General features: G+C 60.6%; 14 protein-coding genes and 1 pseudogene. 11 read left to right on the top strand and 4 right to left on the bottom strand.

Annotation, left to right across the window (positions count from 1 at the left end; genetic code table 11):
• Positions 1-127 precede the first annotated feature (127 nt).
• Positions 128-409, top strand: a pseudogene (locus AAZU54_RS11980) (PAS domain-containing protein); the annotation flags it as partial.
• A gap of 180 nt (positions 410-589) precedes the next feature.
• Positions 590-1720, top strand: a complete 1131-nt coding sequence (locus AAZU54_RS11975; RefSeq protein WP_434727206.1) for a methyl-accepting chemotaxis protein — start codon at positions 590-592, stop codon at positions 1718-1720.
• On the opposite strand, the gene AAZU54_RS11970 is transcribed toward AAZU54_RS11975, so the two are convergent.
• The 4 genes from AAZU54_RS11970 to norR all read right to left on the bottom strand — a co-directional run bounded on the left by AAZU54_RS11970 (position 1707) and on the right by norR (position 5439).
• Positions 1707-2441 carry a YkgJ family cysteine cluster protein gene (locus tag AAZU54_RS11970; protein WP_434727196.1) on the bottom strand — a complete coding sequence of 245 codons (735 nt, stop codon included), beginning with the start codon at positions 2439-2441 and terminating at the stop codon, positions 1707-1709. The two genes, AAZU54_RS11975 and AAZU54_RS11970, sit on opposite strands and share 14 nt — an antisense overlap.
• Positions 2438-2749 (bottom strand): hypothetical protein, encoded by a 312-nt coding sequence (locus tag AAZU54_RS11965; RefSeq protein ID WP_264234783.1) that lies wholly within the window; start codon positions 2747-2749, stop codon positions 2438-2440. Before AAZU54_RS11965 ends, AAZU54_RS11970 begins: the two co-directional genes overlap by 4 nt.
• A 122-nt stretch (positions 2750-2871) precedes the next feature.
• Positions 2872-3771, bottom strand: a complete 900-nt coding sequence (locus AAZU54_RS11960) for a chemotaxis protein (RefSeq protein ID WP_264234784.1) — start codon at positions 3769-3771, stop codon at positions 2872-2874.
• Positions 3772-3888: 117 nt separating this feature from the next.
• Positions 3889-5439 carry a nitric oxide reductase transcriptional regulator NorR gene (gene norR / locus AAZU54_RS11955; protein ID WP_186554126.1) on the bottom strand — a complete coding sequence of 517 codons (1551 nt, stop codon included), beginning with the start codon at positions 5437-5439 and terminating at the stop codon, positions 3889-3891.
• A gap of 154 nt (positions 5440-5593) precedes the next feature.
• On the opposite strand from norR, the gene hmpA reads away from it, so the two are divergent.
• The 9 genes from hmpA (at position 5594) to AAZU54_RS11910 (ending at position 15144) form a co-directional block, all read left to right on the top strand.
• On the top strand, positions 5594-6766 hold the full coding sequence (gene hmpA, locus AAZU54_RS11950; RefSeq protein ID WP_434727195.1) for an NO-inducible flavohemoprotein: 1173 nt from the start codon (positions 5594-5596) through the stop codon (positions 6764-6766).
• 339 nt (positions 6767-7105) lie between these two features.
• A complete protein-coding gene (locus AAZU54_RS11945; RefSeq protein WP_186554124.1) occupies positions 7106-7612 on the top strand; it encodes a disulfide bond formation protein B in 507 nt (168 codons plus the stop codon).
• A gap of 557 nt (positions 7613-8169) precedes the next feature.
• Entirely contained in the window at positions 8170-9114 is a 945-nt protein-coding gene (gene cyoA, locus AAZU54_RS11940; RefSeq protein WP_186554123.1) for a ubiquinol oxidase subunit II, read from the top strand.
• A 3-nt stretch (positions 9115-9117) separates the two neighbouring features.
• Entirely contained in the window at positions 9118-11136 is a 2019-nt protein-coding gene (gene cyoB / locus AAZU54_RS11935) for a cytochrome o ubiquinol oxidase subunit I (RefSeq protein ID WP_186554122.1), read from the top strand.
• 3 nt (positions 11137-11139) lie between these two features.
• The gene (gene cyoC / locus AAZU54_RS11930; RefSeq protein ID WP_186554121.1) at positions 11140-11763 is read left to right on the top strand and encodes a cytochrome o ubiquinol oxidase subunit III; all 624 of its coding nucleotides are present in this window, start codon (positions 11140-11142) and stop codon (positions 11761-11763) included.
• Positions 11763-12095 (top strand): cytochrome o ubiquinol oxidase subunit IV, encoded by a 333-nt coding sequence (cyoD, locus tag AAZU54_RS11925; protein WP_186554120.1) that lies wholly within the window; start codon positions 11763-11765, stop codon positions 12093-12095. Before cyoC ends, cyoD begins: the two co-directional genes overlap by 1 nt.
• 11 nt (positions 12096-12106) lie before the next feature.
• Complete coding sequence (cyoE, locus tag AAZU54_RS11920) at positions 12107-12994, top strand: heme o synthase (RefSeq protein ID WP_312152488.1); 888 nt, start codon at positions 12107-12109, stop codon at positions 12992-12994.
• Positions 12995-13328: 334 nt separating this feature from the next.
• A complete protein-coding gene (gene alaC / locus AAZU54_RS11915; RefSeq protein WP_186554118.1) occupies positions 13329-14537 on the top strand; it encodes an alanine transaminase in 1209 nt (402 codons plus the stop codon).
• Positions 14538-14769: 232 nt separating this feature from the next.
• Positions 14770-15144 (top strand): YkgJ family cysteine cluster protein, encoded by a 375-nt coding sequence (locus AAZU54_RS11910; protein ID WP_186554117.1) that lies wholly within the window; start codon positions 14770-14772, stop codon positions 15142-15144.
• The last annotated feature ends 259 nt before the right edge of the window (positions 15145-15403 follow it).

Below are 15403 nucleotides of genomic sequence, written 5' to 3'. Positions count from 1 at the left end.
CAGCGCTGACAGTTTCGGCAGGTTAGTGGCGAATTGCCAATATGCTGCCCCAGATCAATGTTTCTCTGCTAGTTGGCCATAGAGTCGAACGCCCTGCCGATCTTCCCGACAAGAACGAGAGCCGCCGATGAAGTGCAATGTGCCTGTTACCGGTCGCCAAGTGGAGTACCCCGGCGATGCCAACATCCTGTCCACTACCGACCTGGACAGCCTGATCACCTATGCCAATGACGATTTCGTGCGCATCAGTGGCTTTGCCCGCGACGAATTGCTCGGCCAAGCGCATCACCTGGTGCGCCACCCCGACATGCCGCCGCAGGCGTTCGAGCAGATGTGGCGGGCGTTGAAGGCCGGCAGTTCATGGATGGGCTTGGTCAAGAACCGCTGCAAGAATGGCGATCACTATTGGGTCAGCGCCTTCGTTTCGCCGATCAGTAGCGGCGGTAATACCGTCGAGTATCAGTCGGTGCGCACCCGGCCAACTGAAGCGCAGGTCGCCGCCGCCGAGCGTTGTTATGCACGCTTGCGCGCGGGGCGGCGAGGTTGGCGCGAGCGCTTGCCGGTGGTTGGCCTGGGCCTGCGCGCATGCGTGGCGGTGGCGGCTGCCTTGGTGGTGGCACTCGGCGCTGGGCATTGGTGGTTGGGCACGCCTTGGCAGGCTGCACTGCTGGAGTTGCTGTTGGCCGCAGGCCTGAGCAGTCTGGCGATTGTGCTGGCGTTGCGCCCGTTCGAGCGCTTGCGCCGCCAGGCGCTGAGCATTGCCGACAATCCGCTGAGCCAGCAGCTGTATACCGGACGGCGCGACGGCATCGGCCAGATCGAGTTCGCCATGCGTATGCTCAAGGCGCAGCTGGGCGCGGTGGTTGGGCGTATCGGCGATACCTCGGCGCGTCTGGCTGGCCATTCCGGGGCCTTGGTCAATGCCCTGCAGGCCAGTCACGCCAACAGCCTGGATCAGCAGAACGAAGCCGACCAAGTCGCCACCGCGATCCACCAGATGAGCGCCAGCGTCGCTCAGGTTGCCAGCAGCGCCCAGTTGGCCTCGATGGCCGCTGACCAGGCTGAGGACGAGACCCAGGCCGGCCACCAGTTGGTCGACCGCAATCGCTGCGCGATCCAGGATCTGGCGGGGTCGTTGGTAGAGGCCAGTGAAGTGGTGCAGCAGCTGGAGGGCCACAGCAGCGAGATTTCCGGAGTGCTGGATGTCATTCGCGCGATTGCCGAGCAGACTAACCTGCTGGCCTTGAACGCTGCGATCGAAGCGGCGCGCGCCGGCGATCAGGGGCGCGGCTTTGCCGTGGTTGCCGACGAGGTTCGCGGCTTGGCCCAGCGCACGGCGCAGTCGACCCATGAAATCCAACGCATGATTGGCGCCCTGCAGGATGGTGCGCGTGCCGCCGTGCAGGTGATGCAGCAGAGCAGCGCCCACGCAGGACACAGCGTGAGCCAGGCGCAGTTGGCCAGCGGCGCGCTGGATAGCATCAGCGTGCGGGTCAACCAGATCAACGAGATGAGCTTGCAGATTGCGGCGGCGGTAGAGCAGCAGAGTCAGGTCAGCGAGAGCATCAACCGCAACATCGTCAGCATTCGCCAGGCCAGTGAGGCGACGGTCGATGTGGGCCAGCGCAGTCACACCCGGGCCAGTGATGTGGCGGATTTGGCGCAGGATCTGCGGCGCTTGGCCGATGAGTTCTGGCGGCGCTGCCTCAGAAACCTATGAAGGCGTAATAGACAGGCGGCTCGGCGGTGGTTTGCAGGCCGTGACTCACAAGGGTACTGGCGAGCTCTGAGTCCGCTACATGCACAGTCCAAGGCGCACGATCATCGCTGCTGACCTGCTCCAGCGCATTAGCGAAAGCCGCCATTTCCGGCAAATAGGCGGTAAAGCCATTGCCCTTTAGCGCGCTGGTGGTCATACCCAACGCCTGACAAATCGCCACCTTGGCCGCGATATCGTCCCTATCCGCCTGGCGCGACGCGGCAATCAGCGCGACCAGCTGCGGATCCGCCAGTACCTGGCCATGGATCAATTCAGGCCCCTGGCCCCAGGCTTCGGGTGGGCAGTCCTTGTTTTCCGGGCGCAGCGGCAGGTGCGGGTTGATCTCTGCCGGGTAGATGCGACAGACCAGTGGCCGCGTCTCATAAATAGTGCACAGGTCCTGCGCATCGAGGTTGCGACAGCGCCCGGGATTGAATGCAGCAAAGGTCACTGACACGCGCAATTGCCCAGTGCCGCAGCTGACCGGGTGCGAACGCCCCAGCACATGCTCGCGCTGCTCGACCGGCATGCCCGGGCCATCGGTGACGAAAGCCTCGAGCAATACCACTACCTGGCCGCCAGCCGCCGCCCATTGGCGCGACTCGGCCAAGGTCAACGGAACATGATGGCCAGTGCAGCACTTGCCACAACCGGTGCAGGAAAAACGAATGCTGTCGTTCACTTGGCGCCTGGGTTCCACTCGCTGACGAACGCCTTCTTGTGTTGACGATCGTACAGGCACAGCTCAGTGCCGGTGCGTTGCTGCATATGCTTTTGCGGATAGACGCCTTCGATCAGCAGGGCGCTGAAACCGACCTGGTCGTCGAACTCGGCTGGCTTGCCGCGGGCGTGGGCGTCCTTGAGTTGGCTGGCAGACAGGCAGTCCTTGAGCATCTGTTGGCGATACTCGTTCCAGGCCTGGCTGCTGGAGGCCTGGGCGACACCTGTGGACAGGGCGCAGGCGATCAGGAGAAAGCTGAAATACTTCATACGCGATACCGGCATAAAACATCCGAGGGGCGCGAATTATGCCCCAGTCTCCCCAGGCATCAAGCCTGGGAGTTTGTCGCTGAATATATCAGGGTGGCCCAGCTTGCCTACTGGCGTAACTGTCAGTGCTCAGCGAACACCACGGTGCGCGCAGCGGTCACCAGGCAGTCGGTCAGGTCCGGCGAGGAGAATTTGGTGAGGATCGCATTGGCGCCGGCGGTCTTGGCCTTTTCGCTGCTCATGGCGCTGTCCAGCGAAGTGTGCAGCAATATATAGAGGTGCTGGAAGTCGGGCGTCTCGCGCAGGGTGCGGGTAAAGGCGTAGCCGTCCATCTCCGACATCTCGATGTCGGAAACGATGATGTTGATCTCGCGCTCGGTGCCTTGCAGCTCCAACAGCACATTGATCGCGTCCTTGGCACTGCGCGCGGTGTGGCATTCGATCCCCAGGTTGCGCAGGGTGTGCACCGATTGCTGCAGGGCGACTTGGCTGTCGTCGACGACCAGGATATTGGCGGCGGCCAACAGGCTGGCGTCTTCCTCGCTCAGCTCGCCGGGATGCGGCTCGGGCTGAGGGGGGGCGATGGCATGGATGACCTTTTCAATGTCCAGCACCTGCACCAGGGTGTTGTCGACCCGGGTCACGCCGGTGATGAACGAGCGATTGCCCGAGCCGTAGGGCGGCGGTTTGATGTCGGTGCTCAGGCAATGCACGATGCGGCTCACCGCCTGCACGTGCAGGCCCTGGCGCGAGCGGCTGATCTCGGTGACGATCAGGCAGCCGCCGTCCGGGTCGGCCAGCGGCCGCTCGCCGATGGCGCGCGACAGGTCGATCACCGACAACGAATTGCCGCGCAGGGTCGCCACGCCTTTTACGTGAGGGTGGGACTCCGGCAGCTTGGTCAGTGGCGGGCAGGTGATGATTTCGCTGACCTTGAGCAGGTTGATAGCCATCAGCTTGCCGCTGCGCAGGGTGAACAGCAGCAGGGACAACGAGTCCGCGCGGGCATTTTGCGTGGCCATGGGCAACCTTTGGGTGTGTCAGGAAAAGAGAGGATGCCGGGTTATCGGCCTGTGCTGGCTTGGCTTTAGGGGTTTTTCGGTCCGCTGCGATAGGCTGCAAAGCAGCCCCACCCCCATTCAGCGCAGCCCCAAGCGCTTGGCCACCCGACTCAAATTGGCCCGATCCAGCCCCAACTCACGCGCCGCTGCCGCCCAGTTATCCTCGTGGCGCGCCAGGCACGCCTCGATCACTTGCCGCTGATAATCATCCAGCGCTTCACGCAGCCCACCCTCGGGCAGGCTGGCCAAGACTTGCGCGCTTTCAACCGGCGCGGCAGTGGTCGGCAGCACACTACGCAGATCCAGGTCCGCAGCCTCCAAGGTAAGAATCCGTGGCCGCTGCGGGTGCTGCCCGAGGGCCTTGAGTGCCGAGCGGCCGATCAAGTGCTCCAATTCACGCACATTGCCCGGCCAGTCATAAGCCAGCAGTGCCGCCTGGGCCTCATGACTCAGACGCAAACTATTCAGGCCCAGGCGCGAACGGTTCTGCTCCAGGAAGTAGCCCGCAATCAGCAGCACATCACGGCCGCGCTCGCGCAGCGGTGGAACCTGCAACGGATACACGCTGAGCCGGTGATAGAAATCGGCGCGATAGCGGCCGTTGCGCACCTCATCGGCCAGGTCGCGGTTGGTCGCGGCGATCAGCCGTACATCGACCTGGTGCTCACGATCCGACCCCAAGCGCTGCAGCTGGCCGCTTTGCAACACGCGTAGCAGCTTGGCCTGTACCGTCAGCGACAACTCGCCCACCTCATCGAGAAATAACGTACCGCCATTGGCCAGTTCGAACTTGCCACGTCGTTCGCCATGGGCACCGGTGAACGCCCCACGGACATGGCCAAACAGCTCGCTTTCGACCAGGGTGTCGGGCAGGGCCGCGCAGTTGAGGCTGATCAGTGGCTTGTCGGCGCGGCTGCTGGCCTGGTGCAGGGCCTGGGCCACCAGCTCCTTGCCGACGCCGGTCTCTCCGGTAATCAACACGGTCAGGTCACTGCCGCCTACCAGGCGGATTTCTTCTACCAAGCGTTTGTGCGCCTTGCTCTGGCCGATCAATTCCTTGTCCTGGCCGCTGGCCTGGCGGTAGACCTCGGCGCGTTGCTGTTCGTCTTCCACGCGCAGAGCCAGATGCTCGATGCGCTCGGCCACGGTGACCGTGGCCGCTGCCAGGCTGGCGAACGCTTGCAGGGCATCCAGCTCCAGGCTCTGGAACTGACCGGGGGTCAAGGCATCCAGGGTCAGCAGGCCCCAGGGCTGTTCATCGACCATCAGCGGGCAGCCCATGCAATCGTGTACTTCCAGGTCGGCGTCGGGTGCATTGACCAAGCCGTCATAGGGATCAGGCAGTTGGCTGTCGCTGGCAAAGCGCGTCGGCTCGCTGCGGCTGAGCAGGATCTTGAAGCGCGGGTGCTCACTGACCCGAAAGCGCCTGCCCAAGGTGTCAGGGGCGAGACCGTCGACCGCCAGCGGCACCAACCATTCGCCATCCAGGCGCAGCAAGGCAGCGGCGTCGCACGGCAGCAAATCGCGCATGGCCTGCAGTAGGCGGCGATAGCGCTCTTGGTCGGGCAGGTCGCGCGACAGGTCGCTGACCAGGGGGAGAAGGGCAGTGAGCAACGGTTTTGCGGTCATAAAGACTCCTGTTGGTCGTTATGACTATACGCTTGTCGTTGTCATTTTGACAATGCGTCCCGCGAAGCCCTGAATACACTGGGTTTTGAAGTTGGCACGATTGCTGAAATAGCCAAGGCATCCATTCGAAGCCACAGGCTCAGGAGTTGTCGCAATGCTCAATGCCGAACAACGTGCAATCATCAAAGCCACTGTCCCTCTGCTGGAAAGCGGTGGCGAGGCGCTGACCACCCACTTCTATAAGATGATGCTCAGCGAGTACCCCGAGGTACGCTCGCTGTTCAACCAGGCCCACCAGGCCAGCGGCGACCAGCCGCGCGCCCTGGCCAACGGTGTATTGATGTACGCCCGCCACATCGATCAGCTCGAGCAGCTCGGCGGGCTGGTTGGGCAGATCATCAACAAGCACGTGGCGCTGCAGATTCTGCCCGAACACTACCCGATCGTGGGGCGCTGCCTGCTGCGCGCCATCGAAGAAGTGCTTGGCAAGGACATCGCCACCGCTGAGGTGATCGATGCCTGGGCCGCGGCCTATGGTCAGTTGGCCGATATCCTGATCGGCGCCGAGGAAAACCTCTACAAACAGAAAGAAGAAGCCGCAGGCGGCTGGCGCGGCACGCGCGAGTTCCGCCTGGTGCGCCGCGAGCAAGAGAGCAGCGAGATCGTCTCCTTCTATTTCGCCCCGGTCGATGGCAAGCCGGTGCTCAAGGCCGAACCGGGTCAGTACATTGGCCTGCAACTGTTTATCGACGGTGCCGAGCAGCGTCGCAACTATTCCCTCTCGGCTTTGTGCGATGGCGAGCAATACCGCATCAGCGTCAAGCGTGAGGCCGGTGGCAAGGTGTCCAACTACCTGCATGACGGGTTCATGGTAGGCGATACCATCGCCTTGTTCCCGCCTGCAGGCGACTTCACCCTGGCGCAGAGCGACAAGCCGTTGGTGTTGATCAGTGGTGGGGTGGGCATCACTCCGACCTTGGCGATGCTGCAAGCGGCGCTTGCTACCGAGCGTCCGGTGCACTTCATCCACTGTGCGCGTAATGGCGCGGTGCATGCCTTCCGTGACTGGATCGACGGCCTGGCTGCGCGCCATCCGCAGCTCAAGCGTTTCTATTGCCATGCCGAGGAGGGCGGTGATGCCGATGCGGTGGGCTTGTTGAACGAGGAATTGTTGGCGCAGTGGCTGCCGCAGGAACGCGACGTCGATGCCTACTTCCTGGGGCCTAAGGCCTTCATGGCGGCGATCAAGCGTCAGCTCAAAGGGCTAGGTGTGCCAGAGGCGCAGAGCCGCTACGAGTTCTTTGGGCCGGCGGCTGCATTGGAGTAATCCTCCAGGCAGGTGCGGCATCATCGCGGGGCAAGCCCGCTCCCGCGCGATAGCGTAGGAGCGGGCTTGCCCCGCGATGGCTGCTGCAGATGTTTCATCCTTAATCGCGCTTTAATCACTGTATCCTTCACTCGCGGGTGTCGAGGGGCTTGCGCCTGTCCGGCATTCGCGTCGCCATTTGTGCATGGCCGACGTTGAACTGACGTCGATCCGTCTGGTCCTAGAGCTCTGCGGATAGTGCCGTCACGCCACTCCTTCGACATTCAAGGTCATGTTCAGCGTGTAGACTGGCGCCCAGGTCGGCCTCAGCGCTGCCACTCTCCATCGAAGGAATCGGCAATGAACGAACAAACATCGCGCCTCAATCGTGAACGGCGCTTCCTGGTGCTGCTGGGGGTGATCTGTCTCGCCCTGATCGGCGGCGCGCTCTACATGCAGATCGTGCTCGGCGAGGCGCCATGCCCGTTGTGCATCCTGCAGCGCTACGCCTTGCTGCTGATCGCGGTGTTCGCGTTCATCGCAGCGGCCATGCCGGGCAAGCGCAGCCTGACGCTGTTCGAAGGCTTGGTCATGCTCAGCGCCATCGGCGGAATCGTTGCGGCTGGCCGCCATGTGTATATACTCGCCAACCCTGCGGTCAGTTGCGGCATCGATACCCTGCAACCGATCGTCGACGACTTGCCCCTGGCCAAGGTCTGGCCACTGGCGTTTCAGGTCGAGGGTTTCTGCAGCACCCCGTATCCGCCGATCCTGGGTCTGTCGCTGGCGCAATGGGCGCTGGTGGCGTTCATCCTGACCGCCATCCTGGTGCCGCTAGGCATCTATCGCAACCGCCGCGGGGCTTAGACCAAAGTCCCGAATTCGCGCAAGTCTGTTGCACCGCGAGAGAATCACCTGATCTCGCCTCCCAGTTGATCCAGATCAAATACAAAGCCTTGCAGAATGCGGGTTTCAGGCCTACTGGGAGGGGTGCGACAAACTGTCGCGAAGTTGATTTTTTGAGCAGGATTGTTACGCATTCTGTAAAAGACTGTTGCTCAATAAGTCATAGTAAAGGGGGGGCGACCTATCTACAATCGCCCCCAATTTCCGTTCGGCACTGCTTGCAAGTCGCAGGATTGAAGGAAGCCACGGCTCCTTTTTGCTGACTTCGTCAAGTTTCGCCCAACGGCGATACCGGGCGGACACCCCTCCGCGTTTTCCCGCACCAAATGGACTTGGTCTGAAGTACAGGCCGTTTGCCTACGAAACCAAAAGCACCGTAAAGCCCGCTCAACGCCAGGTCCTGCAGTCGGACCCCAGGCAGGAGCGAATTCGAGCCCAAATTGCTAACGCTTGGCAGGACGAAGTGTTGGCGAACAAAACACTATTGCATTGAAGCAAGCTGATCTAGAGGTCGTGAGATGAGTAAAAAGCGTTACCCCAGACTGTTTGGCATATTGCCCTTTTTAGGCATGCTTTTACTCAGTGGGTGCAACTGGACCCTGCTCGACCCGAAGGGCCAGGTCGGCATTGAGCAAAAGAACCTTATCCTGATCGCTACCGGCTTGATGCTGCTGGTGGTCGTGCCGGTCATCATCATGACCCTGGCGTTCGCCTGGAAGTACCGTGCTTCCAACAAGGCAGCCACCTACACCCCCGACTGGTCGCACTCGACCAAGATCGAGCTGGCGATCTGGATCATCCCGGTGATCATCATCTGCGCCCTGGGCTACTTCACCTACCTGTCCACCCACAAGCTGGACCCGTACCGTCCACTGGATTCCGATGTGAAGCCGGTGCAGATCGACGTGGTCGCGCTGGACTGGAAATGGCTGTTCATCTACCCGGAGCAGGGCATTGCCACGGTCAACAAGATCGTCTTCCCAGCTAACACCCCGGTCAACTTCCGCGTCACCTCCGACGCTGTGATGAACTCCTTCTTCATCCCAGGCCTGGGCGGTCAGATCTACGCCATGGCCGGTATGACCACCAAACTGCACCTGATCGCTAACGAGAACGGTGAGTTCGACGGTATCAGCGCCAACTACAGCGGCGCCGGTTTCACCGGTATGAAGTTCAAGGCCACTGCAACCTCCCAAGCTGACTTCGAGAAGTGGGTCGCTGAAGTCAAGCAGTCGCCGAAGAAGCTGGACAAGGCCGAATACGAAGCCTTGGCCAAACCAAGCGAATACAACCCAGTCGCGCTGTACAGCGAGGCTTCGGCTGACCAGTTCCAGATCATCGTCGACAAGTACGAAGGTATGAACCGCGGTCGTCCGAGCCACGAAGAAGAAGGCAGCAAGGATCTGGCCACAACCCAGGGTGTGGAGTCGAGTAAGCAACCAGCTGCCGGGGCAGAGGAGTAAGAGATGTTCGGTAAATTAAGTCTGGAGGCGATCCCGTATCACGAGCCGATAGTCATGGTGACACTTGCCATGATCGCGCTCGGTGGTATCGCTGTAGTAGGTCTGATCACCTACTTCCGCAAGTGGACCTACTTGTGGACCGAGTGGCTGACCACGGTCGACCACAAGAAAATCGGCGTGATGTACATCATCGTCGCCATGATCATGCTGCTGCGTGGCTTTGCCGACGCCATCATGATGCGGACCCAGCTGGCTGCCGCCACCGGTGGCTCCGAAGGCTACCTGCCGCCTGAACACTATGACCAGATCTTCACCGCTCACGGTGTGATCATGATCATCTTCATGGCGATGCCGTTCTTCACTGGTCTGATGAACCTTGCGGTTCCTCTGCAGATCGGTGCACGTGACGTGGCGTTCCCGTTCCTCAACTCCCTGAGCTTCTACCTGCTGCTGGCAGGCGTGCTGCTGGTCAACATCTCCCTGGGTGTTGGTGAGTTCGCCAAGACCGGCTGGGTTGCCTATCCGCCGCTTGCGGGTATTCAGTACAGTCCTGGGGTAGGTGTCGACTACTACATCTGGGCGCTACAGCTATCGGGTCTGGGGACAACGCTGACCGGCGTTAACTTCCTGGTCACCGTGATGAAAATGCGCGCTCCAGGCATGAAGCTGATGGACATGCCGATCTTCACCTGGACCTGCACCTGGGCCAACGTGCTGATCGTAGCTTCGTTCCCGATCCTGACCGCTGCACTCGCTCTGCTGACTGTTGACCGTTATCTGGACTTCCACATTTTCACCAACGAGCTTGGTGGGAACCCGATGATGTACGTCAACCTGTTCTGGGCGTGGGGTCACCCTGAGGTTTACATTCTGATTCTGCCGGCCTTCGGCGTGTTCTCGGAAGTCACCTCGACCTTCGCTGGCAAGCGTCTGTTTGGCCACCACTCGATGATCTATGCATCGGGCGCGATCGCCATCCTCGGCTTTGCCGTTTGGCTGCACCACTTCTTCACCATGGGTGCCGGCGCGAGCGTCAACACCTTCTTCGGCCTGGCGACGATGCTGATCTCCATCCCGACCGGTGTGAAGTTGTTCAACTGGCTGTTCACGATCTACCAGGGCCGTCTGCGCTTCACCGCGCCGATCATGTGGACCCTGGGCTTCATGGTTACCTTCTCGATCGGTGGTATGACTGGCGTTCTGCTGGCTGTTCCAGGTGCTGACTTCGTTCTGCACAACAGCCTGTTCGTAATTGCCCACTTCCACAACGTGATCATCGGTGGTGCGGTCTTCGGCTACATCGCTGGCTTCTCCTTCTGGTTCCCGAAAGCCTTCGGCTTCACCCTGAACGAGAAGTGGGGCAAGGCTGCCTTCTGGTTCTGGATCTCTGGCTTCTACGTTGCGTTCATGCCGCTGTACGCCCTGGGCTTCATGGGCATGACCCGTCGTCTGAACCACTCCGACAACCCGCTGTGGGAACCCTACCTGTACGTTGCCGTCGTCGGCGCCGTGCTGATCCTGTTCGGTATCGCTTGCCAGCTGATCCAGATCTACGTATCGGTTCGCGATCGCAAGCAGAACATGGACGTCACTGGCGACCCATGGGGCGGCCGTACCCTGGAATGGTCGACTTCTTCGCCACCTCCGTTCTACAACTTCGCTCACATGCCTGAGAAAGTTGGTCTGGACGCCTGGCACGAAGCCAAGGAAGCCGGTGTGGCCTACAAGCCTGCGGCCAAGTACGAAGCGATCCACATGCCGAGCAACACCTCTACCGGTTTGTTCATGGGCCTGCTGCTGACCGTCTTCGGCTTCGCCTTCATCTGGCACATCTGGTGGCTGGTAGGCGCGAGCCTGGTAGCAACCATCGCAGTCTTCGTTCGCCACGCTGCACGTGACGACCAGGGCTACATGGTTCCGGCTGAAGAAGTGGCGCGCATCGAAGGCGAGCGCATGAAAGCGCTGGCCCAAGCAGGTGCTCTGCCTGCCGGCGCACGTGTCGAATCGTTTGAACGGGTGTAATCAATGTCCAGTCAAGTAATCCACGGTGACGCTCATGGTCATGACCATGGGCACGACGATCACCACCACGACTCGGGCCAGATGACCGTACTTGGTTTCTGGCTGTACCTGATGACCGACTGCATCCTGTTTGCGTCGCTCTTCGCCACCTACGCGGTGCTGTCCGGCGGTTTCGCCGGCGGCCCGTCGGGTCACGACATCTTCCAGCTCGACTTCGTGCTGGTTGAAACCGCGTTCCTGCTGCTGTCCTCGATCACCTTCGGCTTCGCCATGCTGAAGATGTTCGATGGCAAGAAAGCCGGTGTACTGGGCTGGTTGGCTATCACCTTCCTGTTCGGTGCTGCGTTTATCGCGATGGAAATCTATGAGTTCCATCACCTGATCGCTGAAGGCTACGGCCCGCAGCGCAGTGGCTTCCTGTCGGCGTTCTTCGCGCTGGTCGGTACCCACGGTCTGCACGTGACTGCCGGTCTGATCTGGATGGCGATCATGATGTATCAGATCAACAAGCACGGCATCACGCCGACCGCCAAGACCCGCATGAGCTGCCTGAGCCTGTTCTGGCACTTCCTGGACGTGGTCTGGATCTGCGTGTTCACCGTCGTCTACCTGCTGGGGGTTCTGTAATGGCTAATGCACATGACACTCATCATGAAGGCAACCACGGCAGCGTGAAGTCGTACATGATCGGCTTCGTACTGTCGATCATCCTGACCGCGATTCCGTTCGGCCTGGTGATGTATCCGACCCTGCCGAAGAACCTGACTGTCCTGATCGTGGTGGCCATGGCCGTCATTCAGGTAGTGGTGCACCTGGTTTACTTCCTGCACATGGACCGCTCGAAAGAGCAGCGTTCCAATGTCTCGACGTTCCTGTTCACCGTTCTGGTAATTGCACTGCTGGTCGGCCTGTCGCTGTGGATCATGTTCAGCATCCACTTCGAAATGATGGCCAAGTGAGGTAAGACTGCATGTCCGTGAAGCACTTTATCCAAATCACCAAACCGGGGATCATTTTCGGTAACGTGCTTTCCGTGGCAGGCGGTTTCTTCCTTGCCGCTAAGGGGCATGTGGACTTCGCCCTGTTCCTGGCGGTGGTTGTTGGTACTTCGTTGGTGGTAGCGTCCGGTTGCGTGTTCAACAACTGCATCGACCGCGACATCGACGTGAAGATGGAACGTACCAAGAACCGCGTCATGGTTCAGGGCGGCATGTCGCTGCCCCTCGCGCTGATCTACGCCACCCTCCTGGGGGTGGCCGGCTTCAGCTTGCTGTATGTCCAGGCTAATCCGCTGTCGGCGTTCTGCGCAGCTGTAGGCTTCATCGTCTACGTCGGTTTCTACAGCCTCTGGCTGAAGCGCAAATCGGTGCACGGCACCTTGGTTGGCAGCCTGTCGGGTGCCATGCCTCCGGTGATCGGCTACTGCGCCGTGAGCAACAGCTTCGACCTGGCTGCAGTGACCCTGCTGGTGATGTTCAGCCTGTGGCAGATGCCGCATAGCTTTGCCATCGCGATCTTCCGCTTCAACGATTACGCGGCAGCCAAGATTCCGGTTCTGCCGGTGGCGCGCGGAGTCCTGGCGGCGAAGAAGCAGATCGTGCTGTATGTCCTGGCCTTTGTCCTGGCGACCCTGATGCTCACCCTCGGCGGTTACGCCGGTCTGGGTTATCTGGCCGTAGCGGCTGCCATGGGTCTGTACTGGTTGTACATGGCCTGGGGTGGTTACAAGGCTGAAGACGACAGCAAATGGGCGCGCAAGGTATTTGGTTTCTCCATCCTCACCGTCACCGCCTTGAGCGTGATGATGTCGGTGGATAGCCAGACCGCAGCTGACGTGCTGATGACTTACGCACGCTGATAGTCGCCTGCTACACGAAAAAACCCCGGCCATGTGCCGGGGTTTTTTTTGCCTGTTTTTCCTGTACCGGCCTCTTCGCGGGCAAGCCCGCTCCCACAGGTACAGTGCAAGCTTCAAAGGCTGTGGGAATTCTGTGGGAGCGGGCTTGCCCGCGAAGAGGCCGATACTGCAAATATGGATCTAAAGTTTTCAAAAAATATGCCTGAAAAATATATAAAAAACAGGAAATTATCTTTTGCATTAATAGTGTTTCGGCATTATCTTCTGAATCAGGCCGCCGCAGCGGCCAGCGTCGCTCGGACGGTTCCGGGCGCTAACGTCTCTCGAGGAAATCATGGCCGACCAAGGTTCGCCGCGCCGCTTCGCGCGCATCGATCGTCTCCCCCCGTACGTGTTCAACATCACTGCCGAACTGAAGATGGCTGCTCGCCGGCGTGGCGAGGACATCATCGACCTGAGCATGGGTAACCCCGATGGCGCCACGCCGCCGCACATCGTCGAGAAGCTGGTGCAAGTCGCCCAGCGCGAAGACACCCACGGCTATTCCACCTCCCGTGGCATCCCGCGCCTGCGTCGGGCGATTTCGCGTTGGTATCAGGAGCGCTACGAGGTCGAGATCGACCCGGAAAGCGAAGCCATCGTCACCATCGGCTCCAAAGAGGGCCTGGCGCACCTGATGCTCGCCACCCTCGATCATGGCGACACGGTACTGGTGCCCAACCCCAGCTACCCGATTCATATCTACGGCGCAGTGATCGCCGGGGCCCAGGTCCGCTCGGTGCCGCTGGTGCCTGGGGTGGATTTCTTCAACGAGCTGGAGCGGGCGATCCGCGAGTCGATCCCCAAGCCAAAGATGATGATCCTGGGCTTCCCGTCCAACCCGACCGCCCAGTGCGTCGAGTTGGATTTCTTCGAGCGCGTGGTCGCTTTGGCCAAACAGTACGATGTGCTGGTTGTGCACGACCTGGCCTACGCCGACATCGTCTATGACGGCTGGAAAGCGCCTTCGATCATGCAGGTGCCGGGGGCCAAGGACATTGCCGTGGAGTTCTTCACCCTGTCCAAAAGCTACAACATGGCAGGCTGGCGCATTGGCTTCATGGTCGGCAACCCTGAGCTGGTCAGTGCCTTGGGGCGGATCAAGAGCTACCACGACTACGGCACCTTCACCCCGCTGCAAGTCGCAGCCATCGCCGCACTGGAAGGCGACCAGCAATGCGTGCGCGACATCGCCGAGCAGTATCGGCAGCGGCGCAACTTGCTGGTCAAGGGGCTGCACGAGCTGGGCTGGATGGTCGAGAACCCCAAGGCCTCGATGTACATCTGGGCGAAGATTCCCGAGGCTTATGCGCACCTGGGCTCGCTCGAGTTCGCCAAGAAGCTGCTGGCTGAAGCCAAGGTCTGCGTGTCGCCGGGCATCGGCTTTGGTGACTACGGCGATGACCATGTGCGCTTCGCCCTGATCGAGAACCAGGACCGTATTCGCCAGGCCATTCGGGGTATCCGCCAGATGTTCCGGGCGGATGGCTTGACCCACAAGTAAGGCTTTACGTCTATCGCGGGGCAAGCCCGCTTCAACGCCAGCTTGAGCCCTGAACTGGTCTGGGATTCAACGCTGATCTGCGTGGGAGCGGGCTTGCCCCGCGATGCATTGGATGCCCCGATCAGCGGCAATGTTTTTTTACTCATCCCCTCTTCTCAGCCGCCTTTGCTTGGATTACAAATGGCGCCGCGGGCCCAGCCCCGATAACAACAATCCTTCCCCCCTGGTCATCATGTCCGAATACAACCCTTGCCTTGACTGCGGCGCTTGCTGCGGGTACTTCCGTGTGTCCTTCTTCTGGGGCGAATGCCAGTCTGCTGGCGGAGTCGTGCCCGATGACCTGGTGGTGCAGATCAACCCGACCCGGGTCGCGATGATTGGCACCGACGCCAAACCCTGCCGCTGCATCGGTCTGGAGGGTGAGATTGGCAAGCAGGTCGGCTGCACCCTCTACGCTAATCGCTCGACCCCATGCCGAGAGTTCGAAGCGTCCTGGGTCGACGGTGTGCACAACCCTAGTTGCGATGCCGCACGCGCTGCTTATGGCCTGCCACCGCTGGAAGCCAACGAGCCACATTGGCCTGACGAGGGGGCTGAAGTCGCCTGACGGCTGGAACGTTAAAGCACACAAACGGCGAACGCTGCAGAGCCACCGTTCGTCGGTTGGATCCAACGACCTCTGGCCTGTACCCCGCGAACCACGTGCTTGAGGCACAAAGTATTAACACCATTTTATCCGCGTGATTTCCGATTGCCGCGCCGGCAGCGACTACACATTCCCTCAAAGGAAATCAGTAGTCGCCAAGGTCAGGCTATTCGACTCGTCGCGTGTTTTGGTTCCCCCGGCAGCGCAACTTGCCACACGC

It is taken from the genome of Pseudomonas sp. Je.1.5.c, from assembly GCF_051129895.1.
Classification (GTDB): domain Bacteria; phylum Pseudomonadota; class Gammaproteobacteria; order Pseudomonadales; family Pseudomonadaceae; genus Aquipseudomonas; species Aquipseudomonas urmiensis.
This window is presented reverse-complemented; position numbering and strand designations above follow the sequence as displayed.